The sequence below is a fragment of the Burkholderia sp. 567 genome (genome assembly GCF_040545115.1).
Taxonomy (GTDB): domain Bacteria; phylum Pseudomonadota; class Gammaproteobacteria; order Burkholderiales; family Burkholderiaceae; genus Burkholderia; species Burkholderia ambifaria.
On record NZ_JBEPLG010000004.1, the window covers coordinates 486820 to 510229 of the forward strand.

At 66.3% G+C, this 23410-nt stretch carries 19 protein-coding genes and 1 pseudogene; 6 read left to right on the forward strand and 14 right to left on the reverse strand.

Features of this window, described 5'->3' with window-relative positions:
* Nucleotides 1-41 precede the first annotated feature (41 nt).
* From ABIC50_RS15555 to ABIC50_RS15580, 6 genes are all read right to left on the reverse strand, one after another.
* On the reverse strand, nt 42-1358 hold the full coding sequence (locus tag ABIC50_RS15555) for a Zn-dependent hydrolase (RefSeq protein ID WP_354165166.1): 1317 nt from the start codon (nt 1356-1358) through the stop codon (nt 42-44).
* Nucleotides 1358-2335, reverse strand: a complete 978-nt coding sequence (locus ABIC50_RS15560; RefSeq protein ID WP_175748059.1) for a dihydroorotate dehydrogenase — start codon at nt 2333-2335, stop codon at nt 1358-1360. Before ABIC50_RS15560 ends, ABIC50_RS15555 begins: the two co-directional genes overlap by 1 nt.
* The gene (locus ABIC50_RS15565; protein WP_354165169.1) at nt 2328-3194 is read right to left on the reverse strand and encodes a dihydroorotate dehydrogenase electron transfer subunit; all 867 of its coding nucleotides are present in this window, start codon (nt 3192-3194) and stop codon (nt 2328-2330) included. Before ABIC50_RS15565 ends, ABIC50_RS15560 begins: the two co-directional genes overlap by 8 nt.
* Before the next feature lie 39 nt (nt 3195-3233).
* The gene (locus tag ABIC50_RS15570; RefSeq protein ID WP_105830939.1) at nt 3234-4481 is read right to left on the reverse strand and encodes an MFS transporter; all 1248 of its coding nucleotides are present in this window, start codon (nt 4479-4481) and stop codon (nt 3234-3236) included.
* 151 nt (nt 4482-4632) lie between these two features.
* Nucleotides 4633-4956 carry a hypothetical protein gene (locus tag ABIC50_RS15575; protein WP_011660795.1) on the reverse strand — a complete coding sequence of 108 codons (324 nt, stop codon included), beginning with the start codon at nt 4954-4956 and terminating at the stop codon, nt 4633-4635.
* A 104-nt stretch (nt 4957-5060) separates the two neighbouring features.
* On the reverse strand, nt 5061-6134 hold the full coding sequence (locus ABIC50_RS15580; RefSeq protein WP_175664520.1) for a porin: 1074 nt from the start codon (nt 6132-6134) through the stop codon (nt 5061-5063).
* A 332-nt stretch (nt 6135-6466) separates the two neighbouring features.
* Here ABIC50_RS15580 and ABIC50_RS15585 point away from each other — a divergent pair, with 332 nt between their 5' ends.
* Nucleotides 6467-7381: a helix-turn-helix domain-containing protein gene (locus tag ABIC50_RS15585; protein ID WP_085043334.1), complete on the forward strand. Its 915-nt coding sequence runs from the start codon at nt 6467-6469 to the stop codon at nt 7379-7381.
* Between the two features lie 48 nt (nt 7382-7429).
* Here ABIC50_RS15585 and ABIC50_RS33985 read toward each other — a convergent pair whose 3' ends face one another.
* The 3 genes and pseudogenes from ABIC50_RS33985 to ABIC50_RS15595 form a co-directional block, all read right to left on the reverse strand.
* Nucleotides 7430-7891: an integrase core domain-containing protein gene (locus tag ABIC50_RS33985; protein WP_494178959.1), complete on the reverse strand. Its 462-nt coding sequence runs from the start codon at nt 7889-7891 to the stop codon at nt 7430-7432.
* 55 nt (nt 7892-7946) lie between these two features.
* A pseudogene (locus ABIC50_RS33990) lies at nt 7947-8282 on the reverse strand (IS3 family transposase); the annotation flags it as partial.
* Nucleotides 8245-9195, reverse strand: a complete 951-nt coding sequence (locus ABIC50_RS15595; protein ID WP_354165292.1) for a serine hydrolase domain-containing protein — start codon at nt 9193-9195, stop codon at nt 8245-8247. The pseudogene ABIC50_RS33990 and the gene ABIC50_RS15595, both read right to left, overlap by 38 nt.
* Here ABIC50_RS15595 and ABIC50_RS15600 point away from each other — a divergent pair.
* The 3 genes from ABIC50_RS15600 to ABIC50_RS15610 all read left to right on the forward strand — a co-directional run bounded on the left by ABIC50_RS15600 (nt 9133) and on the right by ABIC50_RS15610 (nt 11323).
* Complete coding sequence (locus ABIC50_RS15600) at nt 9133-9594, forward strand: hypothetical protein (RefSeq protein ID WP_354165300.1); 462 nt, start codon at nt 9133-9135, stop codon at nt 9592-9594. The two genes, ABIC50_RS15595 and ABIC50_RS15600, sit on opposite strands and share 63 nt — an antisense overlap.
* Nucleotides 9595-9842: 248 nt before the next feature.
* Nucleotides 9843-10904 (forward strand): porin, encoded by a 1062-nt coding sequence (locus tag ABIC50_RS15605; RefSeq protein ID WP_354165172.1) that lies wholly within the window; start codon nt 9843-9845, stop codon nt 10902-10904.
* Nucleotides 10905-10990: 86 nt separating this feature from the next.
* A complete protein-coding gene (locus ABIC50_RS15610; RefSeq protein ID WP_354165175.1) occupies nt 10991-11323 on the forward strand; it encodes a BON domain-containing protein in 333 nt (110 codons plus the stop codon).
* 40 nt (nt 11324-11363) lie between these two features.
* Here ABIC50_RS15610 and ABIC50_RS15615 read toward each other — a convergent pair whose 3' ends face one another.
* The 4 genes from ABIC50_RS15615 to ABIC50_RS15630 form a co-directional block, all read right to left on the reverse strand.
* On the reverse strand, nt 11364-13295 hold the full coding sequence (locus ABIC50_RS15615; RefSeq protein WP_354165178.1) for an alkyl/aryl-sulfatase: 1932 nt from the start codon (nt 13293-13295) through the stop codon (nt 11364-11366).
* A 73-nt stretch (nt 13296-13368) separates the two neighbouring features.
* Nucleotides 13369-14670 (reverse strand): MFS transporter, encoded by a 1302-nt coding sequence (locus ABIC50_RS15620; protein WP_175737231.1) that lies wholly within the window; start codon nt 14668-14670, stop codon nt 13369-13371.
* A gap of 82 nt (nt 14671-14752) precedes the next feature.
* Nucleotides 14753-15934 carry an acyl-CoA dehydrogenase family protein gene (locus tag ABIC50_RS15625; protein WP_354165295.1) on the reverse strand — a complete coding sequence of 394 codons (1182 nt, stop codon included), beginning with the start codon at nt 15932-15934 and terminating at the stop codon, nt 14753-14755.
* Between the two features lie 12 nt (nt 15935-15946).
* Nucleotides 15947-17497, reverse strand: coding sequence for an AMP-binding protein (locus tag ABIC50_RS15630; protein ID WP_354165181.1), 1551 nt, complete (start codon nt 17495-17497; stop codon nt 15947-15949).
* A 93-nt stretch (nt 17498-17590) separates the two neighbouring features.
* Here ABIC50_RS15630 and ABIC50_RS15635 point away from each other — a divergent pair, with 93 nt between their 5' ends.
* Together ABIC50_RS15635 and ABIC50_RS15640 are read left to right on the forward strand one after the other, a co-directional pair.
* Entirely contained in the window at nt 17591-18508 is a 918-nt protein-coding gene (locus tag ABIC50_RS15635; RefSeq protein ID WP_354165184.1) for a LysR family transcriptional regulator, read from the forward strand.
* Between the two features lie 235 nt (nt 18509-18743).
* Nucleotides 18744-20489: a bifunctional aminoglycoside phosphotransferase/ATP-binding protein gene (locus ABIC50_RS15640; protein ID WP_354165187.1), complete on the forward strand. Its 1746-nt coding sequence runs from the start codon at nt 18744-18746 to the stop codon at nt 20487-20489.
* 204 nt (nt 20490-20693) lie between these two features.
* On the opposite strand, the gene ABIC50_RS15645 is transcribed toward ABIC50_RS15640, so the two are convergent.
* Nucleotides 20694-23207 (reverse strand): EAL domain-containing protein, encoded by a 2514-nt coding sequence (locus ABIC50_RS15645; RefSeq protein ID WP_354165190.1) that lies wholly within the window; start codon nt 23205-23207, stop codon nt 20694-20696.
* Between the last annotated feature and the right edge of the window lie 203 nt (nt 23208-23410).

Below are 23410 nucleotides of genomic sequence, written 5' to 3' on the forward strand. Positions count from 1 at the left end.
ATCCACGGCGCGTCGGCCGCCATCGCTTCCCGTGTCGCCGGTCACAGCCGCGCAATCGTGTCGGCGAGCACGCGCACGCCCAGCATGAAATCATCAATCGACATCGCCTCGCGCGGGTTGTGCGACCCGTGATCGTTGCGCACGAACAGCATCCCGCTTGGCACGCCCGCGTTCGCGAACAGCGCCGCGTCGTGGCCCGCGCCGCTCGGCAGCGTCGCATACGGCACGTCGAGCCGCGTGCACGCATCGGCAAGCGCGGCGCGCAGGGTGGCATCCATCCGCGCCGGCGCGCTCGCCAACCGCCGGTCGAAATCGAATCGCACGCCGCGCTCGCGCGCGATCGAATTGCATTCGGCGATCAGCAGCTCATGGAAGACGTCGAGCGTCTCCGTGCTCTCGCTGCGCGCCTCGAAGCTGAAATGCACCTGGCCGGGAATCCGCGAAATCGAATGCTCGTCCTGGTCGGTCGACACGATGCCGGTCGTCACGACGAGATCGATGTTGCGCTCGAGCAGTCGGCGCCAGTGCTCGTCGAGCCGCGTGATCAGCTCGGCGACCGCGAAGATCGCGTCGTGCCGCAGGTCGCGCGGCACCGCGCCGGAGTGGCCGGCCTCGCCGATGCAGCTGATGCAGTTGTGCCGCACGTTGCCGCGAATGCCGGACACGACCGCGACCGGCAGCCCGCGCGCGACCATCACGGGCCCCTGCTCGATGTGGAGCTCCAGATACGCATGCGCGCGCCGCACGTCGAACAGCGGCTTGCGCGCCCGCACCGCGTCGATGTCGACGCCCGCCGCCGCCATGCAGTCGGCCAGCGGGCGGCCGGTGCTGCGATGCTTCATCGCGAGATCGTCCGGCGTCAGCCGGCCGAACAGCGCGCTCGATCCCATGTAGGCCTTGCCGAACCAGGCGCTCTCTTCGCCGCGCAGCGCGATCACGTTCAACGGGTGCGGCGACGCGCGGCCGCTGCGCCGTTGCGCGACGAGGCACAGCAGCCCCGCGACGATGCCCGCGAGCCCGTCGTAGTTGCCGCCATGCGGCACCGAGTCGAGATGCGAGCCGACCCAGATCGCACGCGCATGCGGGTCCGCGTCGGGCAGGCTGAAGACCAGGTTGGCCGCGCGGTCGGCGCGCACTGCGATGCCCTCGCGTTCGGCGTGCGCCGCCAGCCGCTGCGCGGCCGCCGTTTCGCTGTCGCCGTAGCTCTCGCGCGTGACGCCCACGCCGTCGGCCGACAGCACGCGAATCTCGTCGAACCACTGCTCGGCGAGCGCCGTCAGTTCGGCAAGCGGCAGCGCCGCCGCGTCGTGCACCTCGATGTCCGTCGGCGCGTCCGGCCTGTCGGTATGCGCGTTCATCACGCCCCCGCCGTCGTGCCGCCCGCGCGCGCCGGCGCCGCGCAAAAGCGCTGCCAGCGCTCGCTCAGCTCCGCGTCGAGCCTGACCTGCCCGGTCAGCGACGCGATCGCGCCGATGCCCTCGTCCGCGCAAAACTGCTCGAGCCCGTCGATGATCGTGCGCATCACGCCCGGATCGCGGAACGACGCAGTGCCCACCTGCACCGCGCTCGCGCCGGCGAGCAGGAACTCGATGGCGTCGGCGGCGCTCCGGATGCCGCCGCAACCGATTACCGGAATCGACACGGCGCGGTAGCACTGGTGGACGAGCCGCAGCGCGATCGGCTTGATCGACGGCCCGGACAGGCCGCCCATCACGTTGCCGAGCGACGGCCGGCGCGTGCGCACGTCGATCGACATGCCGAGCACCGTGTTGCCCATCACGATCGCATCGGCGCCCGCGTCCTGCGCCGCTTGCGCGATCTTCGCGATGTTGCCCGCGTTCGGCGTCAGCTTCACCCACAGCGGATGCCCGGTGCGCGTGCGGATCGCGTCGACGACCTGCCGGGTCATGCCCGGGTCCATCCCGAACGCCATGCCGTCCGCCTCGAGATTCGGGCACGAGATGTTCGCCTCGATCGCCGCGACGTCCGGCCGCGACAGCGCCTCGCACGCGCGCGCGAACGCGTCCGCCGTATCGGCGGATACCGACGCGACGACCGGCGTGCCGTGGCCCGTGTACGCGGGCAGCACGTGTTCGAGATAGTCGTCGATGCCGCGGCTCGGAATGCCGATCGAATTCAGCATGCCGTCACCCGCGTCGGCGACACGCGGCGTCGGGTTGCCCGGGCGGCTGACGGGCGACACGCTCTTGATCACGAGCGCGCCGAGCCCGCTCAGGTCGAGCGCATCGCGATACTCGATCGCGAAACAGCCGGATGCCGGCATCACGGGATTGCGCAGGCGCAGTTCGCCCACGCGTACGCTCAGGTCAGCCAACTTCCACCTCCACCTCCGTCACCACGTCGCGAATCGCGAACACCGGGCCCTCGCGGCACACGCGCCGGAATGCGCGGGTCGCGCCGTCGTCGAACATCCGCACGCACGACAGGCAGACGCCCATCCCGCATGCCATCCGCTGCTCGAGCGCGACCTCGCCGCGCATCGACGGATGGTCGGCGAGCACGCGCTGCAGCAGCGCGAGCAACCGTTGCGAGCCGCACGTGTAGACCGCGTCCGGACGATCGCGCGCGATTCCCGCGCGCAGCAGCGCGTCCACGTTCGCGACCGCCGACGAGCCGTCGCTGTCGAACACCGCATGCACGTCGGCCGGCGCGCCGCGCAGGAATTCCGCGGTCATCAGGTCGTCCGGCGTGCGCGCCGACATCACGACCGTCAGCGCGATGCCCGCCTGCGCCGCGCGCTGCACGAGCGGCGCCATCGTCGCGAGACCGACGCCGCGCGCGACGAGCAGCAGCCGTCGCGCACCGGCGTCGAGCGTGAACGGGCGGCCGAGCGGGCCGACGATCGACAGCCGCGCGCCGACGCCGAGCTGCGCGAGCGCAAGCGTGCCTTCGCCGGTCACGTTGTACAGGAACTCGATTTCGCCGGCGCCGGGGCCGACGCCGTACACGCTCATCGGGCGCGGCAGGAATGGCCGGTGCAGATCGCTGACGGGGCAGACGAGCTGATAGAACTGGCCGGCCTGCGTGACGCTCGCGAGCGGCGCGTCGGCGCGCACGCGCAGATAGCGATAGCGCCGGTTCACCGCGCGATGCGCGACCACGTCGCACGCGTGCGTGGCGACCGTGGCCGCCCACGGCTGCGCGCAGGCGCGCGCCCCGTCGATCACGTCCATCGTTCTCTCCTCGTTACGGTTGGGCGGGTGGCACGCGCGTCAGTCGAGCGCGCGGTCCTTCAGTTCCGGAATCAGCGTGACCGTGACGATCATGTCGAGCACGTACAGCGCGGCCAGCATCGCGATCGCGATCTGAAACGAATAGCGCGCGGCGAGCGCGCCGACGACGAGCGGCCCGAGGCCGCCGATCGCACGGCCGACGTTCCACAGCACGTTCTGCGCGGTCGCCCGCACCGCGGTCGGGTACGCTTCGGACATCAGCGTGCCGTAGCCGCCGACCATGCCGTTCACGAACATGCCCATCAGCGCGCCGGCCCACAGCATCGTGGCCGGGTCCGTCAGCCGCGAATACGCGAACACCATCGCCACCGCGCCGAGCTGGTACAGCAGGAACGTCGGCTTGCGGCCGATCCGGTCGGCCAGGTGTCCGAACAGCCAGACGCCGGCCATCATCCCGAGCACCGTCACGGCGGTCCACAATCCGGATTTCGTCAGCGAGAAGCCGAGCTGCTTCGACAGGAACGTCGGCATCCAGATCATGATCCCGTAGTAGCCGAAGTTCTGCACCGCGCACAGCACGACGATGCCGATGCTCGTGCGGGTCGTGCGCGCATCGGCGAACAGCAGCCGGAAACGCGCGCCCGTGCGCGCCGGCTGCGGGCTCCGGACGAACACTTCCGGCTCGTGCAGCTTGTTGCGCAGCACCCAGGCGACGATCGCGGGCAGCACGCCGATCGCGAACATGCCGCGCCAGCCGACGCTCTGCAGCAGCAGCGGCGTCAGCAGCGACGCCGCGAGCACGCCGCTCTGCCAGCCGAGCGCCACGTACGACGACACGCGGGCGCGCTTGGCTGCAGGCCACGCTTCGGCCGCGAGCGCCATGCCGATGCCGAATTCGCCGCCGAGGCCGATGCCGGCGATGGTCCGGTACGCGAGCAGATCCCAGAAGCCCTGTGCGAACGCGCACAGCCCGGTGAACACCGCGAAAAGCAGGATCGTCCAGGTCAGCACGCGCACGCGGCCGTAGCGATCGCTGAGCGCGCCGAAAATCACGCCGCCCGCGACCGCGCCGACCAGCGTCCACGTGACGAGCGCCCCCGCCTGCTGCGCGCCGAGGTGCAGCGACGCCGCAATTGCCGGCAGCATGAAGCCGAGGATCAGCAGGTCGAAGCCGTCCATCGCATAGCCGATGGCCGAACCGGCCAGCACTTTCCACGCGTAGCGCGACACCCGTTCGGGCGGTGCGTCGGCGGGCGCGGCCGCGGAGGATCGAAGGTTCGCTTCCATGATTGTCCGTATCGTGAGGAGGGGATATCGATGCCGGCGGTCCGCCTCGCGGTCGTTTGTCGTTTTTTTTAGACAGACGGACCACAACCCGATCGTCGGCATCGCACAGCTTAAGGGCGTGGCCCGGGCGGATTCGCGCCGGCGTCGCGCATCAGACGACCAGTTCCTTCGACACCTGCGCGGCGAAGCCGTTGAGCGCCGCGAGCAGCGCGTCGTCCGAGCGCCCGCTCGCATCGCTCAGCCGCCGCGCGTGCTCGCGCAGTTCGGCGAGAAACGCCTGCACCGTCTCCGTGCAGACCGCCACGCCCTCCTGCCGTTCGGCGAACGTCGCGGCCGCCTGTGCGAGCAGCACCAGCGCCGCCGATTCCCGCCCGTGCGGCGCCGCCGCGTCCCGGCAGCGCGTCGCGAACCGGTGAATGTCGGAAAAGCCGACGACGTCCTGTGCCAGCCACTGCGTGGCGTCCATAAGGTTCATGCTTTCCTCCTCGTCTAAATATTTAGACTACCCGCATCAAAAACGGAATGCAAGCGTCCGATGTATCGGGGTAAACCGGGAAGCCTCGCATCGCGATGCCTGCGTCAGAAACGCGTGCGCAGGCCCGCGCCGTACGTGATGCCGGTCGACAGCCCGCCGACGTGATCGACCTTGATCGCCGAATAGAGGTCGGTGCGCTTCGACAGCAGATAGTCGTAGCCGAGCGCGCCGGTGCTGCGATGCGCGCCGTCGGCGAGCGCCCCGCTCGAATGCGTATACGCGTAGCTCGCCAGCAGCGAACCCACGCCGATCGGCACGCTGACGCCGGCCTGCAGCGTATCGCCGTGGAAGTTGCCGCGCTGCGCGCGGTTCGCGACGTTCATGTACTGCGCGAACAGCTTCACGACACGCCAGTCGTACAACGCGCTGACCTGCACCGTGCGCTGGCTCGACAGGCCCGGCGCCGCGGCGAGCGCGCCGTCGAGATCGCCAGGCGTCGCGCTGAAATTCACGTACTGGAAGACCACGGCGGCCGCGAATGCGCCGCGCGCGTAGTTCGCGTTGACGCTCCATTTCTTCGCGCCGTTCCGGCCGGCCGTATTGCCGAGTGCATACAGCAGCCCCGCATTGAATCCGCCGAACGTCGGGCTCGTATAGGCGAGCGCGTTGTTCCACGCCGAATCGCCGACCACGCCCTCGGCGCCCACGCCCTTGAACGTGTGGAAGATCATCGGCGAGAACGTGTACGAATTGAACAGCGGGTTGAACTGGATCGTCGCGAGATACAGCGGCGTCGTGATTCGGCCAAGACGAAGCTGGCCGAACCGCGTCTGCAATCCCGCGTACGCATTGCGCGAAAACAGGCTGTCCCCGGCGTAGCGGCCGTACGCGCCGCTTTGTGGTTGAAAGTAGCTTTCGAGCACGAAGAACGCCTTGTTGCCGTTGCCGAGATCCTCGCTGCCGCCGAGCCCCCAGAACGACGTCGTCATCCCGCCGCCCGACTGCACGAGCGCCGTGCGCCCGCCGGGTTGCTTCACCGAACCGACGAAAGCGTCGGCGACGCCGTACAGCGTCACGCTCGACTGCGCGTGCGCGAGCGGCGCGACGCCAATGGCGCCTGCCGCGCCGGCCATCAGGAATCCTGCCCGAAATCGGGCGCGCGGGGTACGCAACGTCATGCTTTTCTCCTCCCGGCGCAATGGGCCGGCACGTGTGAATGTCTGGAAGGGGCGATGCCTCTATCGCCGACAGCGTCCGCGCGCTCGCCGTTCGTCCAAATATTTAGACGATGTGCACGCGCACGGACACGGTCCGGGCGCAGGCCGTTACCGCGCACCAGACGAGCGCAAGCCGCGGATGTGCGAGCATCCGTTGTCGGCTACGTTAAAATACCCGATACAAAAAAATAGACAAACATCGATCTTCGCGATGCCCCCGGCAGGATGGCGGCGCGGCGCGGTCGCGCAACCCGGTGTCTGTCGATTTTTCACCCGCCACTCAGAGGTACTTCATGTCCACCGCCGGTTCCCGAAAAACGCGTCTGCGCGGCGCGCGCTTCGACTTCGACAGCATTGGCGAGCGCTTGCGCGCGTACCGGATGGCTGCCGAGTTGCGCAGCGAGGATGTCGCCGAGCGCCTGAACATCTCGCGCGCGGCGGTCTACAAGCTCGAACGCGGCGAGATTGTAAAGATCGATACGCTCGAGCGGCTCGCCGCGCTGTTCGGCGTGTCGCTCGCGAACCTGATGGGCGTCGAGGTCGAGTATCACGATTCGGCGATCAGCTATTTCGAGCGCATGCGGCAGATCGAGAGCCGCTCGCAGCGGATCTTCGCGCATTTCGATCCGTTCTCGTTCCTGCTGACCTCCGACGATTACGAAGGCTGGCTGCGCCAGATGCTCGAGGAAAGCATCCCGCCGTCGCTGACCGATGCCGCGTGGCGGCAGACGCTGTCGAAAGTGATGGCGATCCTCGCGGACCGGAAAGCCGCGTTCCGGCGCGCACCGCTGAACGTGACGAGCCTGATCGGGCTGCGCCAGATCGAGCAGTTCCTGCACCACGGCCTTGTCGGCCGCCTAGGGCTGCCGCCGGGCGTGCAGCTCGAGCGCAAACTCGCCGCGCGCCGGGAAGTGATGCGGATCGTCGGGATGCTCGAGGACGATGCGAAAGGCGTGCGTATCGGCATCGTCAGCGACAACCTGCCGAACGAGACCTTCCAGATCTTCGAGGACGACGACAGCGCGCATATCGCGGTATCGCCGTTCCGGCTCGGCGAGCTGCCGAACATTCGTACCGGCATCGCGACGATCACCACGTCGGCGGATGCCGTCGCGATGTACCGGAAGATGATCGACCGGCTGTGGACCGATTCCACGAAGGGGGCCGACGGGGCCAGGCTGCTCGTCGACCTGCTTGACCGGGCGTAGTGGGGCGTGGGGTGGATCACGCGCGATTCCGGACGATGCCAAGTGACCCTACCCCGCCGAGTACACCATTCGTAATTTAGTGGGCTCGCCGGTTTTGGGTTGATGCAGTTGCCGGAATTGGTCCGGCGCCAGTTGCCCCAAGGCGCTATGCGGGCGCACTGAGTTGTAGTCAGTGCGCCAGGCTTCGATTCGCGTGCGTGCATCGTCGAGACTGACGAATGCATGCTGGTTCAAACATTCTTCGCGCAGTCGGCCGTTGAAGCTTTCGATGTGCGCGTTTTCCACCGGCTTGCCTGGACGGATGAACTGCAGCTTGACGCCATGTTCGTGCGCCCAGGCATCGAGAGCCTTGCTGATGAACTCCGGCCCGTTATCCACCTGAATCAGATTGGGACATCGTCCTCGTTGCCGCAACGGCTCGAGCACACGCGCCACGCGTACACCCGTTAGAGAGAAGTCGACCTCGATGTGCGGGCACTCGCGGTTCCACTCGTCGATGATCGTCAACATGCGTATGCGTCGGCATGACCACGCGGAGATGACTCGGGCGTTTCTTTCGACGCTTCAGGCGAACAGATAGGCCTTCTGCGCGGTACAGCCGCTCAGTGCGCTTGTGGTTCTGGACCAGGCCCTCTCGACGTAGCAAGACATGCAGGCGGGGCGAGCCAAACCGCGGCCGCTCCTGTGCCAGCTCGCGCAGCCGTTGCCGCACTTCGTGGTCGGCGTCAGGCGGCGCCGGCCGCCGGAACGTTCGGCGATTCAAGCCAATGAGCGCGCACGCCCGGCGCTCCGAATAGTCGTGCTGTTCAATTACCTGCTGCACGACTTCCCGGCGCTGCGCGCAAATCGGGCTCCTATCGCACTCAGCGTCGCGCCGCCTTCGCGATGGCAATGACTGCACGATGCAAGGCGTCGGCCGTATCGAGCGGCGCGTGCTCGATCGCTCCGCCCGTTGCGCTCGTCGGGCGCGCTGCCTGATCGGGCGACGATGAGAACTTGACGACCGTGAGACGCGCACGCGGATCGACGACTATCGCCTGACCGAAGCGGCCGCTCGCCGCGAATGAACCATCGCCATCGTTCAATTGATACCAGTAGTCGCGATAACTGTAGCCAGGCCGGCCAGGCGCGAGATTGCCCTTTGCGAAAGCCGCGGCGTTCGAGGCCGGTTGCAGGGCGAGGCGTGTTGAGCTCGAGGGAAAGCGCGCGTTGTCGCCGGTCGCGCTCGTGCGCACGAGTTCGCCAAAGCGCGCCGCATCGCGCAACGTGGTGTTGAGGCCGCCACTTGCCATTTCCGTGCCGGTGTGATCGACGACGATATCGGCGTCGTCGTCGGCGAGCTTGCTCCAGATCTCGCGCGATGCCAGCGCGCTCCACGACTCGCCCGTCACGCGCCGGATCGCCCATGCCACCGCTTCCGGCGAGCCGTTTTGGTAATACCAGAGTCTACCCGCTCGTGCATCGGGCGAAGGCAGCGCGGCTTTCAGGAAGCGATGGATGCTGTCGGGCGCGCCACTCCCGCGCGGTACGAAGCCGACTGCCGCAAAGAGCCCGAGGTCCGGTGGCAATGCCGCCGGATAGCGCACGGACACTTCCATGTCGAGATTCTGCTGGAGTGTCGCGTCGCCAAACGGCGTGCCGGCGAGTTCAGGCACATACGTCGAGAGAGGCGCGTCGGGCGCGAGCTTGCCGGCGGTGATCAGTTGCGCGGCGAGCAGGCCCGTCACCGATTTCGTCATCGACGCCCACATATGCGTCTGATGCGGGCCGAAGCCGTCGAAATAGCGCTCGAGCACGACGTGCCCGTCGCGCACGACGATGAAACCATCGGTCTGCGTGCGGCGCAGGTAGTCGCTAAGTGTGAGCGTCGTGCCATCCACCGTGAAGGCAATCGAATCCGGATCGAGCTGCGGGCCGTCGGGCAGCGCGAGGGGCGTACGTGCGCGCTCGACGTTCGCGGTAGGGATGAACATGCGCGTGTTGCGCAGCTTCCAGCGCAGCGTGGTTTCCGGTCGCGCGCCGGTAGCGGCGGTGCTGTCGGATTTCGCGACAGGTTCACGTGGGACGTCCGCACGCGTAGTAGGTGCAAAGACGCATGCCGCGCCCAACAAAAAGGCGAGCAGCGCGGGATTCGAACGATGGACGAGGCGATTCATGTCGATGCACGCTCCAATCTGATGATGTTTTTACCGTCGCCCGAGAATGAAAGATGAGCAAATCGGCGTCAAGGCCGCATCAGGCATAAGGGGATAACCGTCAGACATGCCATTGGCACGTCCGCGCCGCCACTTCGCGTTACCACGGACATCTCCAGGAGGAATGGTTCTATTCCCGACGCTTGATGGCCCAGGGCGTTCTCCTGCTCCACACTATCCGAAGGCAGCGACGAATCTGTCGAGGCGAATCTGCCATCGCCCATCACTTCGCAGTCTTATCGAATAACAATGAACGAAGGAGACAAATGAAAAAGATCGTTTTATCCGCGCTAATTGCCGGTCTGTCACCCTGTCTGTCTCATGCGCAATCCAGCGTCACGCTGTATGGCGACATCGGTGGGGGCGTGCGCTGGGTCAATGGTCAGAAGGGCGGTAGCGCAGTCATGTTCAACAACAACATCCTCACCGTGAATCGTTTCGGCCTTTACGGCAGGGAAGACCTCGGCAATGGCCTCGCTGCCATTTTCAAGCTCGAAAACGCCTTCAACAGCGGAACCGGCGCATTGAAGAGCGCCGGGGTACTCTTCTCGCAGGCAGCGTTCGTCGGTCTTTCAGGCAGCTTCGGGCGGCTCACCTTCGGCCGCCAGGTCAGCGCGAGCGAGTACTTCGCCACGCTCGTCGATCCCACCGGCGGTCAGGCACAGTCGCTCGCCATCCAGCCCAACGCGCTCTACTTCTTCAACTACTTCACCAACGAAACCCGTTTTAACAACACGATCAGCTACATCGGTCGTGCAGGCGGTTTCCGCTTTGGCGCCAGCTATTCGCCGGGCGGCGTCGCCGGCAATCTGCGCTCGGGCACCAATGTCTCCGGTACCGCCATGTACCAATGGGGCCCGGCGCTCGGCGGCTTCGGCTATCAGAAGACCTGGAACGCGACCGCGACGCAATGGGCCCAGACCTTTCACGCAGGCGGCTCGCTGCAACTCGGTCCCGCGCGCCTCTACATGAGCTACGCCGATTTCAGCGTGAGCGCGGCCACTGAAGGCCAACCCACCCGGCGCGATCATATTCCGAGCATCGGCGTCATGGTCGTGGCCACCCCCGGGCTGCAATTCACGGCCGCCGCGTACTACGACAGCGCCCGTCATCTCGCCAATGCCAAAGACGGCAGCGGGCACAAGATCACGACCTATGCCATCGCCGAGTACTACCTTTCGAAGCGCACCGAGCTTTACGCCGAAGTCGACTACAACGGCTTCTCCGGCGCTTATCGAACCGACGCCATGAACATCGCGGGGCTCGGCATGCGCAGCGGCGCAAGCTCGACGACCGGCGTCACGCTCGGCCTCATGACGCGGTTCTAGGCAGTTTTGCCGCGTTCTTCCTCACTCAGCATTTACACGTCAACATGAAGATATCCACTCGCATCCCATGCATCGCCGTCGTGGTGATGCTCGCCGCGCTCGGCGACTGCGCGAGCGCCCAACCGGCTGCATCAGAAGCGGCGCCCTCGTCCGCGACCGGTACGAAGGCAGCCGCAAGCGACGTCAAAGCCGCCAGGGCCGCGAACCGCAAGCTCGCGCACCGCGTGGAAAACGCACTGGCGCGCACGCGCGGCCTGAACTCCGCGCGCATCATCGTGACGGTACGCGGCGGACACGTCATGCTCTCCGGCGCCGTGAACTACAACAAGCAGGTCACATTCGCGGTCGAGGCCGCGCGCAAGGTCGAAGGCGTCATCGACGTCGATAACCGCATTCGCGTATCGGGCGCATCGCTCTGACGTTCGCATCCGGCTGCGCGCCGGATGCGCCTGCACGACATCACGGCTCGACGACGTTAAAACGCCCGTCGGGCTTTTCCAGCGTGTTGAGGAACGCGCCGAACAGCGCCTTGGTACCTTCGAGCACGATCTCGCCTTCCGCCAGCGCGGCGCCGAACTGCGTCTCGCCGAGCAGGATGCGATTGAGCGTGGCACGCTCCATGGTGATATCCAGGTCGTGGCCTTCGCGATGCGGCGTAGCCGACCAGGTCAGCGCGCCATGCTTCAGATACAGCGCATAGCATGCATCGCGGTCGGTAAAGCGCCACGTCATGCGAATGTCGAGCGTCTGCGCCTTGGGACCGTCGACCATCACGGCCAGGTAGTCGAAAAACACGCCGTCGCTCAGCACGCGCACGAGGTCCTGGCTACGCATGATCTGTCCGGCCCCCGCTCCCGCGCCTTCGCGCAGTTCACGCGCACCAAGCAGGTAGGCGTTGCGCCACGTCGCGGATTCCGCCTGAAAGCCCATTTGCTCAAGCGCCGCCGCGCCCAGTTCACGCGCCTCGCGCAGCGTCGGCTGTGCAAACACGAGGCGGTTCATCACCTCGGCGACCCAGCGATACTCGCCGCGCTCGAAATCGCGGCGCGCGCGTTCGAGCATCGCCTCGGCGCCACCCATGTACTCCACGTAGCGCGGCGCGGAAAGCTCGTCCGGCAAGGCGTGCAGATGCGCCGGATTGCCGTCGTACCAGCTCAGGTAGCGCTGATAGATCGCCTTCACATTGTGCGACACCGTGCCATAATAGCCGCGCGTATGCCATTGCGCGGCAAGCGTATCGGGCAGCGTCATCCGTTCGGCGATTTCGGCGGCGGTTCCGCCACGATTCATCATGCGCAGCGTCTGGTCGTGCAGGTACTTGTAGAGATCGCGCTGCTGTTCGAGAAAACAAGTGAGGCGCGCGGTGCCCCACGTAGGCCAGTGATGCTGCGCGAACACGACGTCCGCGCCGCCCGCGTAGCGTTCGAGCGCCTGATGCAGATAGCGCGACCAGGCCTTCGCGTTGCGCACCTGCGCGCCGCGCAGCGGACACAGGTTGTGCAGCGTGCGCGTGCCGTTCTCCGCCACGTTCAGCGCCCGCAATTGCGGAAAGAAGAAGTGCATTTCGGCGGGCGCTTCGCTATCGGGCGTCAACTGAAACACGATGTCGATGCCGTCGATCGTATGTGTTTCGCTTTCCTGATGAATCAGCTGGGTCGGCTCGATGAGCGTAACGGTGCCGTTCGGCATCGTCTTGCCGAGCCCCGCGTCGATCTGGCAGCAGGCATTGCGCGCGAGCGTCTGGCCGAACTGGAATTGCGAGCGCCGCTCCATGGCCGTGCCCGCCATCACGTTTTCCGCGACGGCCTCTTCCATGAAGCCCGCGGGCGCGATCACGGCGACCTCGCCCGCGCGCACGCGTGCCTCGTCGACCACGCCCTTCACGCCGCCGAAGTGATCGGTATGGCTATGGCTGTAGATCACGGCCAGAACAGGCCGGTGCGGCCGGTGCGCGTAGAAGAGTTCGAGCGCCGCCTGCGCCGTTTCGCGGCACGTGAGCGGATCGATGATGATGAGACCCGTATCGCCTTCGATCAGCGTCATGTTCGCGAGATCGAAGCCGCGTACCTGATAAATCCGCGGCATGACCTCGAACAACCCATGCAGGCAATTGAGCCGCGCCTTACGCCATAGCGCGGGATGCGCCGTGGGCGGCGCGGTTTCTTCGTCGAGGAACGCATAGTCGGCCATGCTCCAGACAAGCCGGCCATAGGCATCGCGAATCTCGGCGTCGGCAAGCGTGCCGATAAAGCCGCGTTGCGCTTCCTCCATGTCGAGATCGTCGTTCGCGGGCAGTGCCTGCAACGCGTTGTGATTAGCTTGCCGAGTCGCCTCGGTCGCGCGCTGCACGGGCAGATCGGCAAGCGCCGATGAAATCGGAGTGTTTTGCATGGCGTGGTGAAATGAGAGACGCGCAAGGCTCGCGGCCCTGCGCAGGGGAAGAGCGGCGAAAGCGCAGCCGCGCTCAGGACAAAACGGCTTCGGCTTCGCGCACGGTTTGAATGGCGGCGCGCGAGCGCTGCGGGTCGAGCCAGCGCGCGCACAGCACGCCGCAACCTATCAGCACGAAGCCGCACAGTACGCACGATTGTTCGAAGCCCTGTGCCGTGGCCGTCATGCCGTGCGCGTGCTGGATCAGCACGCCCGTGAGCACGGGCGCGGCGAGTCCGGCCAGCGAGCCAATCGCGTTGCTCAACGCGAGGACCGCGCCGCGCTGACCGTCCGGCGCAACTTCGCTGAGCATGGCGGGGCCGACCGAATACATCGCGAGCGTGAGCCCGCTGCTCAGCGTAAGCATCAGCACCTTCACGAGCGGCCCGAGCGCGGGCAGATACACCGCGAAGCGCAAGACCCCGGCTGCCACGAGTGCAATGGCGATGAAGACACCACGCGACTTGCGCGACGGCATCCCCGCGCCCAGCAGGTGCTGCGAGAGCCACGCGAGCCCGAGGCCCATCGGCGTGGTAATCGCGACGAACAACGCGAAGAGTCGCCCGGAATTCTCCGCGCCGAAGCCCAGTCCGGCCTGGAGATAGTGCGGCATCCACGTGAGGCTGGTAGCGAGTACCCAGTTGGCCGCGAAATGCCCGCAGAAATTGCCGGCGATGGTACGGTCGGCCAACAGCGTGCGCCAGGGTACGCGCCGTTCGTCGCGCAGGGCGCGCGGCCGTTCCAGCGGGCCCTCGGCGCCGAAGAAAAACCAGCACACGCACCACACGAAGCCGAGCGCGGCCAGCACAGCGAAGTTGGTGCGCCAGCCCCAGCGCGCGGTGATGACCGGTATCGCGAGACCGGCGACGAACAAGCCGAGCGCGCTGCCCTGATAGAGCACGGCGGCGGGCAGGCCGCGCTTCTGGTCCGGAAACCACTTGTAGAGCGCGTGCAGCGAAACGGGCGATGCCGGACCTTCGCCGGCGCCGAGCAGCACGCGCGTGACGAGCGCGACCGTCATCGAACCCGCGAAGAGCATCGGCAATTGCAGCAGCGACCACGAAAGCGCCATCAGCAGCAGGATGGCGCGCGTGGCAACGCGGTCCGCCAGCACGCCGCCCACCACGGCCGCGATTGCGAAGAGCCAGTTGAGGCTGCCGCCGATCAGGCCGAACTGCGTGGGCGTAAGGCCGAGGTCGCGCATCATCGGCACGGAGATCATGCCGAACACCACCTTGTCGAGAAAGTTCACCGTCATCAGCAACGCGAGCATGATGGCGATCGACCACGCGCGCGCGGGCCGATAGTTAGGGTTGTCTCTGCCGTATGCGGACATCCTTGTCTCCAGTCTTTTTCTCTTGCTCGCCGCTAGGCGGCGGCGCGAACCCGACGGGTTCGCCCAACCTGCTCCGGACCGCTTACGAGGCCTGCGCGCCGGTATCGAGAATCGCACGCGCAATCGTGTTGCGCTGAATCTCGCTCGTCCCCGTGAAAATGCGGAACATCCGCAGCTTGCGGAACGCCTGCTCCACCGGATGATGGCGCGTCACGCCCACGTTGCCGTGAATCTGCACCGCCTTGTCGGCAATCTCGAAGCAGCGTTCGGAAACGAACACCTTGCACGCGGCCGCTTTCATGCGCAGGTCGCCGCCGGCATCCGCGAGCATGGCCGTCTGCGCAATCATGCTTTCGCAGGCCCACAACGCGGCCGCCATGTCGGCCAGCATGTGCTGGATCGCCTGAAACCTCGCAATCGGACCGCCGAACTGCCGCCGGCTGCGCGCGTAATCGAGCGATGCTTCGTACACCGAGGTCGCGAGCCCGAGCATGGTCGGGCAATGTAGCAAACGGTTCACGTTGATGCGCGACATGCCGAGCTTGAAGCCATTGCCCGCGCCGCCGAACAGGTTGGTGCGCGGCACGCGCACGTTCTCGAAGCGGATGTCCGCGTCGATATGCTGGCCCGACATCGGCACGTACGCCTGCTCGACCGTCACGCCCGGCAGATCGAGATCGATGAGTACCGCACTGATGGCAGGCGGCGTGGTCGTGGCGTCGGTCACGCACATCACGATCGCGAAGTCCGCGAACGGTGCCCCGCTGATGTAGTGCTTGTGGCCGTTCACGATCAGATCGTCGCCGTCCGCCACGGCGCTCGTCGCGATGCTCTGCACGTCCGAGCCCGAATGCGGCTCGGTCAACGCGAAGCAGGTCGACTTCTCGCCGCGGATCACCGGCATGAAGTAGCGCTGCAACTGGTCCGGCGTCGCGTACTTGAGCATGTTGCCCACGCGCGGCGGCCCGCCCAGATCGCCGAGCACGTGCATGGCGAGCGAGCAGCCGCTCGCCGCGAGATCGGCTTTCAGCGCGCACTGCTGCAGAACCGAAAAGCCCTTGCCGCCCAGTTGCACCGGCAGGCACGCCGAGTAATAACCGAGTTCGGCGGAACGCCGCCACACGCGCCGCAACACGTCCTTCGGCCAGACGCTCTCCGAATCGAGACCGAGTTCGCGCTCCATCGGCTCGAGTTCATCGGCCACGAAACGGCGAATGCCCTCGCGCGTGGCGTCGAATACCGCATCTCCTACCTGTTCGAACATCATGGGGAATCCTCAGTTGATGCGCCGCTCCGCGCCTTGCCAGTACTGTTCGCGCACCATCTTGCGCGCGATCTTGCCGCTCGCGTTGCGCGGCAGTTCCGCGACGAAACTGATCGAGCGCGGCAGCTTGTAGTCGGCGAGCAAGCTGCGGCAATGCGCGACCAGCGCGTCCTGATTCGCCGTGCGTTGCGGCTTGAGCACCACCGCCGCTTTCACGCCCTCGCCCCAGCGCTCGTCGGGCACGCTGAACACACAGGCTTCGAGCACGTCGGGATGCTGATAGAGCACGGCCTCGACCTCGGTCGGATAGACGTTGAAGCCGCCCGAGACGATCATGTCCTTCTTGCGGTCGACCAGATACAGGTAGCCGTCTTCATCGGTGCGCGCGAGATCGCCCGTCATCAGCCAGCCGTTCACGAGCACTTCGGCCGTGAGGTCGGGCGCGCCGCAGTAGCCCTTGAAAACGTCCTCGCCGCGCACGGCAATTTCGCCGACTTCACCCGCCGCCAGCGGCCGCCCGTCTTCGCCGAGCACGCACACTTCGGTCTCGCCCATCGGCCGCCCGCACGAAGCGAGACGTTCCGGGCACTGCGCGATCGCATACGCGTGGTCCGCAATCGTGAGACGCGTGACGCCCGAGGTCGATTCGCTCGCGCCATAGCCTTGCGAGAGAATCGGCCCGAAGCGCGCCCACGCCTCCTGAATGCGCGCGGGGGCCATCGGCGCGGCGCCATACGAGAGCGACTTCAGCGCGCTCAGGTCGGTGTGCGCGAGCGCAGGCTCGTTGAGCAGCATGTTGATCATCGCGGGCACCATGAAGACGTGCGTGACGCGCAGGCGTTCGAGATCGGCGAGAAATTGCGCGGTCTCGAATGCGTCGAACAGCACGAGCGTGGCGCCGCAATAGAGAAACGGCTGCATGAGCATGCCCGACGCATGCGTAATCGGCCCGACGAGCGCGAGCCGGTCGCCGGGGCGCGGCTGCGTGTCCATGCCGATCAGCAGCTTGCGCAGCGACGCCATGCGGTTGCCGTAGCTTTGCATCGCGGCCTTGATCTTGCCGGTCGAGCCCGACGAGAAATGCAGCACGGCGAGATCGTCCGCGTGGCTGGCGAAATCGGGCGCGTGCGAAGCAGCCCGGCCCAGCAGCGCTTCGTAATCGACATAGCCTTCGGCGCCGCCGATGGCGATGAACGTCTCGACGCTCGCAAAACCGGGCATGGCGCGCGTATAGCCCGTATAGCCGCGGCCCGCGATCAGCACGCGCGGCGTGCAGTTTTCCACCACGTCCGACGCTTCCGCCGTCGTAAAGCGTGGATTGAGCGCCGCTTTCACGAGACCCGTCTTGTACAGCGCGCATTCGATCTCGACCAGTTCCGTGCAGTTGCGCGACTGCACCGCCACGCGGTCGCCGCGCCGCAGACCGAGGGCGATAAGCGCGTGCGCAAGCTGGTTCGAACGCGCCTCGAGTTGCCGGTAAGTGAGCGGGCGGTCGCGATGGATCACGGCGGGCACGTCACCCCAGAAGGCCGCCGCGCGCCGCAGAAAATACGGGAAGCTCATTCAGGTCTCCAATGAATGTCGAGCCAGTGTGTAAGATGTCGTTCATTCCCGCAATGAAGCGGTGGCTATAAACCCATAACCAAGGGGAATGGCATGGAGACACGCGATCTGGACTATCTGCTGGAAGTCCGTCGCTGCGGCAGCATTGGCAAGGCCGCAGAAGCGCTCGGCATGAGTCAGCCCGCGTTGACCAAGGCGGTCAAGCGCATCGAGAGCGAAGTGGGCCAGGCGGTGTTTCACCGTGGCCCGAACGGCGTCGCGCTCACGCCTGGCGGCGCGGTGTTCGTCGAGCGTGCGCAGCGTATCGCGCTCGAATACCAGGATGCGCTCAAGGAACCGCGCGCGATCCAGACTGGCGAGCAAGGCATTCTGCGGGTGGGCTATTCGCCCACGGTGCCCGACTCGATCGTGCTGCGCGCCTGCCGGCAGTTGATGAACGAGCGCCCGGCCGCGCGGCTGCGTCTGCGGCGGCGGCTCGCGAACGACCTGTTCACGCTGATGAAGGCCGGCGAACTGGACATGGCAGTCGCGCCCGAGCCGCCGGACATGAGCAAGGAGTTCGACACGCTGCCGCTCTTTCGCGATCGTCTGCATGTGATGGCCGACGAATCGCATCTGCTGCACCGCAAGACGCGGCTCAGGCTGCGCGATCTGGCGAATGAGGAATGGTTGCTGCCGGGCATGAACATCCCGCTGCGCCGTCAGGTGAACGACGCTTTTCGCCGCCAGGGATTGCCGGAGCCGGCGTTGCGGGTCGAAACGGACTTCGCGATTCCCGCGCTGCTCGAACTGGTGCGCGGCTCGCGCATGCTCTGCATCGCGGGCAATGCGACGGCCAACTCGCAGCGCGGAATCTTGCCCTTGAACATCGACGAAACCGAGTTGAATCTCGCGCGCAACGTCGGCGCAGTGTTACGCGTGGGCGGCTATGTCTCGCCGCTTGCGCAGCGGCTCATGGAGTTGCTGCAGCGCGCGCGTCCGCATGCCGGAAGCCTCGCGCCAGTGGAGTGACTGGGTACTGTTCACATTGTCACCGGCGGCCCCCAAGAGCACATGACCGCGCCCGGCGGCCGCCAATCCCGCCATGTCGCGGCGCGCATGCAACATGCCGCGCGCTGTCACGCCTTCACGGGTGCTGGAACCGACTGTATTGCCGCTCCCGCGAGCGCGGTTGACTTGCGTCAAGCGTCCTCTTTCGTTGCAGGCTTGACGCGTATCAAGTCGGCACGCGCGCTGCTCGGCTGCAATGGAGTCCGTCAAGCGGTGGTGTGTGGCTTGCCACACCGATCCGACAAAATCGAGCAGACTGGAACGTGCCGTTCTCGTTCGAATCCAACCTGCGCGGTGCGGCAACGACGCGCGCGCCCGCCATACCGATCCGTCCATCATGTCCCGAACGCCTCACGTACCGTTTGCGCTGGGCCGCGGAAATGCACGACGAAAGGCGATGCAATTCGATCGCGCATTGAGTCGGCCCGCCACGTATCCGCACCCCGCGGGCCGCATCGAGCGGATCGAAACCCATCTGTCCGTCGTCTATCTGGCGGGGCGCTACGCGTACAAGCGCATCAAGCCGGTGCGTTTCGCGTTCGTCGATCTCGTGCGCGCTGCGCGGCGCCGCCGCTGTGCGCTCGCGGAATGCACGCTCAATCGGCCGTTTGCCGGCCCGCTGTACCTGGGCGTCTGGCCGCTCGTCGCACGCGGCCGACGATGCGCGTTCGATGCGCCGGTGCGGATTGGCGGGCGCCGTCAGCGGCAGCAGGCGGCGCCCGGCGAGTACGTGGTGCGCATGCGCCGGTTCGACGCGCGAGGGATGTTGTCCGCACGCAGCACGTCGCTCGATGAAGGGCTGGCGGATGCGGACGCCCTCGCCGATATGCTGGGCCGCCTTCATCTGCATGCGCCGCGCCGCGCCCCGCGCGGCCATCCCGGCAGCGCGGAATGCGTCGCGGCCCAGTGCCGGCCCTTGCTCGACACGCTCGACGTCGCCGTGACGGACGAGGCCGCGCTGCGCGCCTGGTACGAAGCCGAGTTGACCCGCATCGCACCGCGGCTTGCCGATCGGCATGCACACGGATTCGTGCGCGCGTGCCACGGTGATCTGCATCTCGACAATATCGTCCGCTGGCGCAACCGGATCCTGATGTTCGACTGCATCGAATTCGACGACACGCTGCGCTGGATCGACGTGGCGAGCGATCTCGCGTTCGCGTTGATGGATTTCTCCGCCCACGGGCGCGACGATTGCGCCCACCGCCTCCTTTCCGGATGGCTGGCACGCACGGGCGACCATGCGGCACTGGGCGTGCTGCCGTGCTACTTCGTCTATCGGGCACTGGTGCGCGCGCTGACCGCACGATTACGCGGTGACGAAGCGGCGCGTGCCTGCTATCTGCGCATCGCGTCGACCATGGCTAATGCACGACGCGATGCGCAACCGATGCTGCTCCTGTGTCACGGGGTTTCCGGCTCGGGCAAATCGCTGGCCAGCCGTGCGCTGGCGGAGCGGCTCGGGGCGATCCGGCTGTCCAGCGATGTCGAACGCAAGCGGAATGCCGGTGTCCCCGGGGGCACCCGTCTGCCGCGCGGCGCCTATTCGGACACGGCGATCGACCGGGTCTACGAAAGGCTGCTTTCAGAGGCCGGCGTGGTGCTCGACAGCGGCTACACGGCGATCATCGACGCGACGTTCCTGCGCGAACGCAACCGCGCGGCGTTCATCTCGCTCGCCGCACGCCGCGGCGCGCGGGTCGCGATTCTCGATTTCACCGCGAGCCAGGCGACGCTCGCCGCACGTGTCGCGGCGCGGGCGGCATCCGGACGCGATGCCTCCGATGCCGACACGGCCGTGCTGGCACGACAGATCGAGCATGCGGACCCGCTGACCGAAGCGGAGGCCGCGATCGCGATCCGTTTCGAAACCGATTGTGATGTCGCGGCGTATGGGAGCCGCGCATTCTGGGCACCATTACTCGCCGCGCTGCGTACGTAAGCTCGCGGTGCGCGTCACGGGAAAGCGGCCCGGCCGCCTGCGCACCTCGGAAAAACCAGTACCCAGCCAGCCGTAACGCGTGCACGGCCGAATGCAGTGCGTTGGAACTGGCTTTCCGAGCGGGCGCTGGATCCCGTGTGCCCGTCGATCGAACTGTCTGCGGGATAGTCGCGCCGCAGCCGGAACGGCCGGGGCGCGATCGGCTCACTCTGCCAGCAATTCAGCGCCGCGGCGCGACGAGATGCCGACCAGCTGGTCGGCAGGCTGCGGCCGTGCGAACAGGAAGCCCTGCCCCTGGTGGCAACCGATCTCCTGCAGGAAGGCCAGCTGCTTTGCCGTCTCGACGCCCTCCATCACGACATCGAGCCCCAGCGCGCGCCCCATTGCAACGATCGCGCGCACGATCGCGTCGTCCGTGCTGCCCGAGCCGCAGTCCGTGAGGAACGACTGATCGATCTTCAGCGTATCGACGGGCAGATCCTTCAGATACACCAGCGACGAATAACCCGTACCGAAATCGTCGATCGCGAGGCTGATCCCCCGCGTCGCCAGTTCGCGCAGCAGGATGCCGATTTCCTCGCGGGTGTTCATCGCCATGCTTTCGAGCAACTCGAGCTGCAGGTATTCGGCCGGCAACGCGGTTTCGCTGAGAATGGTCGTCAGGTCGCTCAGGAAGTGGTCGGTAAAGCACTGCCGCGCCGACACGTTCACCGACACACGCCCGAACTCGAAGCCCTCGTCGAGCCAGCGGCGCGCCTGGCGGCAGGCTTCGTGCAGCACCCACCTGCCGATCGGGACGATCAGCGCCGATCGCTCCGCGAGCCCGATGAAGTCGCCCGGCGGCACCAAACCCCTGCTCGGATGCAACCAGCGCAGCAGCGCCTCCACGCCGACGATCCGGCCGCTGGCCAGATCGTATTGCGGCTGGTAGAACAGGCGGAATTCATTCTGCTCGAGCGCGCGGTGCAACTCGCCGAGCGTCTCCAGCTGCTCGATCGCCGACGACGTCATCTTGCTCTCGAAGAACTGGAACACGTTCCTGCCACGGCTCTTCGCACCGTACATCGCCTGGTCCGCGAGCAGGATCAAGTCCTCCGCGTCGGTGCCGTCGTCCGGATAGATGCTGATACCGATGCTCGGCGTCACGAAGATCTGGCGATCGCCGATATCGATCGCCCGTCCCACTTCGTCCAGCAGCTTGCGCGCGACTCGCCCGACGTCGCGGACATCGTCGACCTCCTCGAGCACGAGCGCGAATTCGTCACCGCCCATGCGCGCCACCGTGTCGTTCGCGCGCACGTTCGCGACGATGCGCTCCGCGACCATCTTCAGCACCTCGTCGCCAGCGTTGTGGCCGAGCGTATCGTTGACCAGCTTGAACCGGTCGAGATCGAGGTACATCACCGCGACCTTGCGACCGAACCGCTTCGCATGAACGATCGCGTGCGTGAGCCGCTCCTCGAACAGCATCCGGTTCGCGAGATTGGTGAGCACGTCGTGCGTGGCGAGATAGCCCAGCCGCTCCTCCGCCTGGCGCCGCTGCGTGATGTCGGAAAAAATCGCCGCGTAGTGAGAGATCTCGCCTTCGCTGTCGCGAATGCTGGTGATCGTCAGGTATTCGAGAAACAGCTCGCCGGTCTTGCGGCGATTCCAGATTTCGCCTTGCCAGTGGCCATCGGTCGTGAGCGAATGCCACAGCTGCTTGTAGAAATCGGGCGTCTGGCGCCCGGAACTCAGCAGCCCCGGGTTGCGCCCGACCACTTCGTCCTCGGTGTACCCGGTCAACCGCGTAAAGGCCTGGTTGACACGCTCGATCTTCGCGTGCCGGTCGGTCACCATGATGCCTTCGAGCGCCGATTCGAACACCCGATCCGCCATGCGCAGGTTAAAGCGCGCGAGACCCAGCGCTTCGTCGCGCTCGCGCAACGCGCTGCGCAGCTCGTTCGCGTATTCGTGCTCGATGCTCTGCAGCACGTCCGCGAAACAGAGCAGCCCGGTCAGCCGGCCATCCTCGTCCTCGATGCCAACATGCCGCACACTGTGCTCGGTCATGAAACGCTGCGCCGCATACAGGCTCTGCCTTGCGGTCAGCATCTGCAGCGGCCTGCTCGCGTAGGCGCCGACCGCGCCTTGGGCCCCGCCGTCTGCCAAGAGCCGGACGATGTCCCGCTCGGTAAGGATGCCGTGCTCGCCATCGTCGTAGCCGACGAGGATCGCATCGAGCCGTTGCGCACGCATCCGTGCGATGACTTCGTGCAGCGCGGTCTGCTCGGGCACCACAACAGGCGGATGAACGCGGATCGATTCGATGGGCTTCAGGTGCAGGAAAAATTCCGCCCCCTGGTTCACGACGATGTCGGTCTGCGTCAGCACGCCGATCGCGGCGCCGTCCCGGACCACCACGAAGTGCCGCACGCCCGACTGCTTGAACTTCATCGCGGCTTCACCCAGCGGCGTATTGGCCTCGAGCGTCAGCACCGGATGGCTCATCACCTCGCTGACCGGCCGATCGAGTTCGCGCGGATTATCGCCGGCCGACAGTGCATCATGCTCGGTCCAGATCCCGACGACCTGTTCATCCTTCATCACGACGATCGAACTGCAACGTTCGGCGAACATGCGTCGCGCGACCTCCCGCACCGGCGTGGCGGGGGCGCAGGACAGAATCTGACGCGCAACGAGGCGCGCAATCGGAACATCATAACTGTTCGGATACATTCTCTAACCAATACGAAAAACCCTCGCCGGCGCACTTCGATCCGGCAATCTTCGGGCGCGCCTGCGGCGGCAGGCAGGATATGAGATCACCTGCCTCGAATGGTTGCGTACTCATCGAACTCGCAAACGAGGAATTGACCCATCGTCGGGGCGTCGCGGCGACGAGCGCGGCACTGTGGCCTCGAGACTGCGGTTGACGGCCC

Excerpts from the sequence above, each read along its gene's own strand:
- ABIC50_RS15580 (WP_175664520.1), bottom strand. The coding sequence starts at position 6,134 with ATGACGTTGCGTACCCCGCGCGCCCGATTTCGGGCAGGATTCCTGATG.
- ABIC50_RS15570 (WP_105830939.1), bottom strand. The coding sequence starts at position 4,481 with ATGGAAGCGAACCTTCGATCCTCCGCGGCCGCGCCCGCCGACGCACCG.
- ABIC50_RS15620 (WP_175737231.1), bottom strand. The coding sequence starts at position 14,670 with ATGTCCGCATACGGCAGAGACAACCCTAACTATCGGCCCGCGCGCGCG.
- ABIC50_RS15640 (WP_354165187.1), top strand. The coding sequence starts at position 18,744 with ATGGAGTCCGTCAAGCGGTGGTGTGTGGCTTGCCACACCGATCCGACA.
- ABIC50_RS15555 (WP_354165166.1), bottom strand. The coding sequence starts at position 1,358 with ATGAACGCGCATACCGACAGGCCGGACGCGCCGACGGACATCGAGGTG.
- ABIC50_RS15630 (WP_354165181.1), bottom strand. The coding sequence starts at position 17,497 with ATGAGCTTCCCGTATTTTCTGCGGCGCGCGGCGGCCTTCTGGGGTGAC.
- ABIC50_RS15585 (WP_085043334.1), top strand. The coding sequence starts at position 6,467 with ATGTCCACCGCCGGTTCCCGAAAAACGCGTCTGCGCGGCGCGCGCTTC.
- ABIC50_RS15625 (WP_354165295.1), bottom strand. The coding sequence starts at position 15,934 with ATGTTCGAACAGGTAGGAGATGCGGTATTCGACGCCACGCGCGAGGGC.
- ABIC50_RS15645 (WP_354165190.1), bottom strand. The coding sequence starts at position 23,207 with ATGTATCCGAACAGTTATGATGTTCCGATTGCGCGCCTCGTTGCGCGT.
- ABIC50_RS15605 (WP_354165172.1), top strand. The coding sequence starts at position 9,843 with ATGAAAAAGATCGTTTTATCCGCGCTAATTGCCGGTCTGTCACCCTGT.
- ABIC50_RS15600 (WP_354165300.1), top strand. The coding sequence starts at position 9,133 with ATGCGTCTGATGCGGGCCGAAGCCGTCGAAATAGCGCTCGAGCACGAC.
- ABIC50_RS15615 (WP_354165178.1), bottom strand. The coding sequence starts at position 13,295 with ATGCAAAACACTCCGATTTCATCGGCGCTTGCCGATCTGCCCGTGCAG.
- ABIC50_RS15635 (WP_354165184.1), top strand. The coding sequence starts at position 17,591 with ATGGAGACACGCGATCTGGACTATCTGCTGGAAGTCCGTCGCTGCGGC.
- ABIC50_RS15565 (WP_354165169.1), bottom strand. The coding sequence starts at position 3,194 with ATGGACGTGATCGACGGGGCGCGCGCCTGCGCGCAGCCGTGGGCGGCC.
- ABIC50_RS33985 (WP_494178959.1), bottom strand. The coding sequence starts at position 7,891 with ATGTTGACGATCATCGACGAGTGGAACCGCGAGTGCCCGCACATCGAG.
- ABIC50_RS15610 (WP_354165175.1), top strand. The coding sequence starts at position 10,991 with ATGCTCGCCGCGCTCGGCGACTGCGCGAGCGCCCAACCGGCTGCATCA.
- ABIC50_RS15575 (WP_011660795.1), bottom strand. The coding sequence starts at position 4,956 with ATGAACCTTATGGACGCCACGCAGTGGCTGGCACAGGACGTCGTCGGC.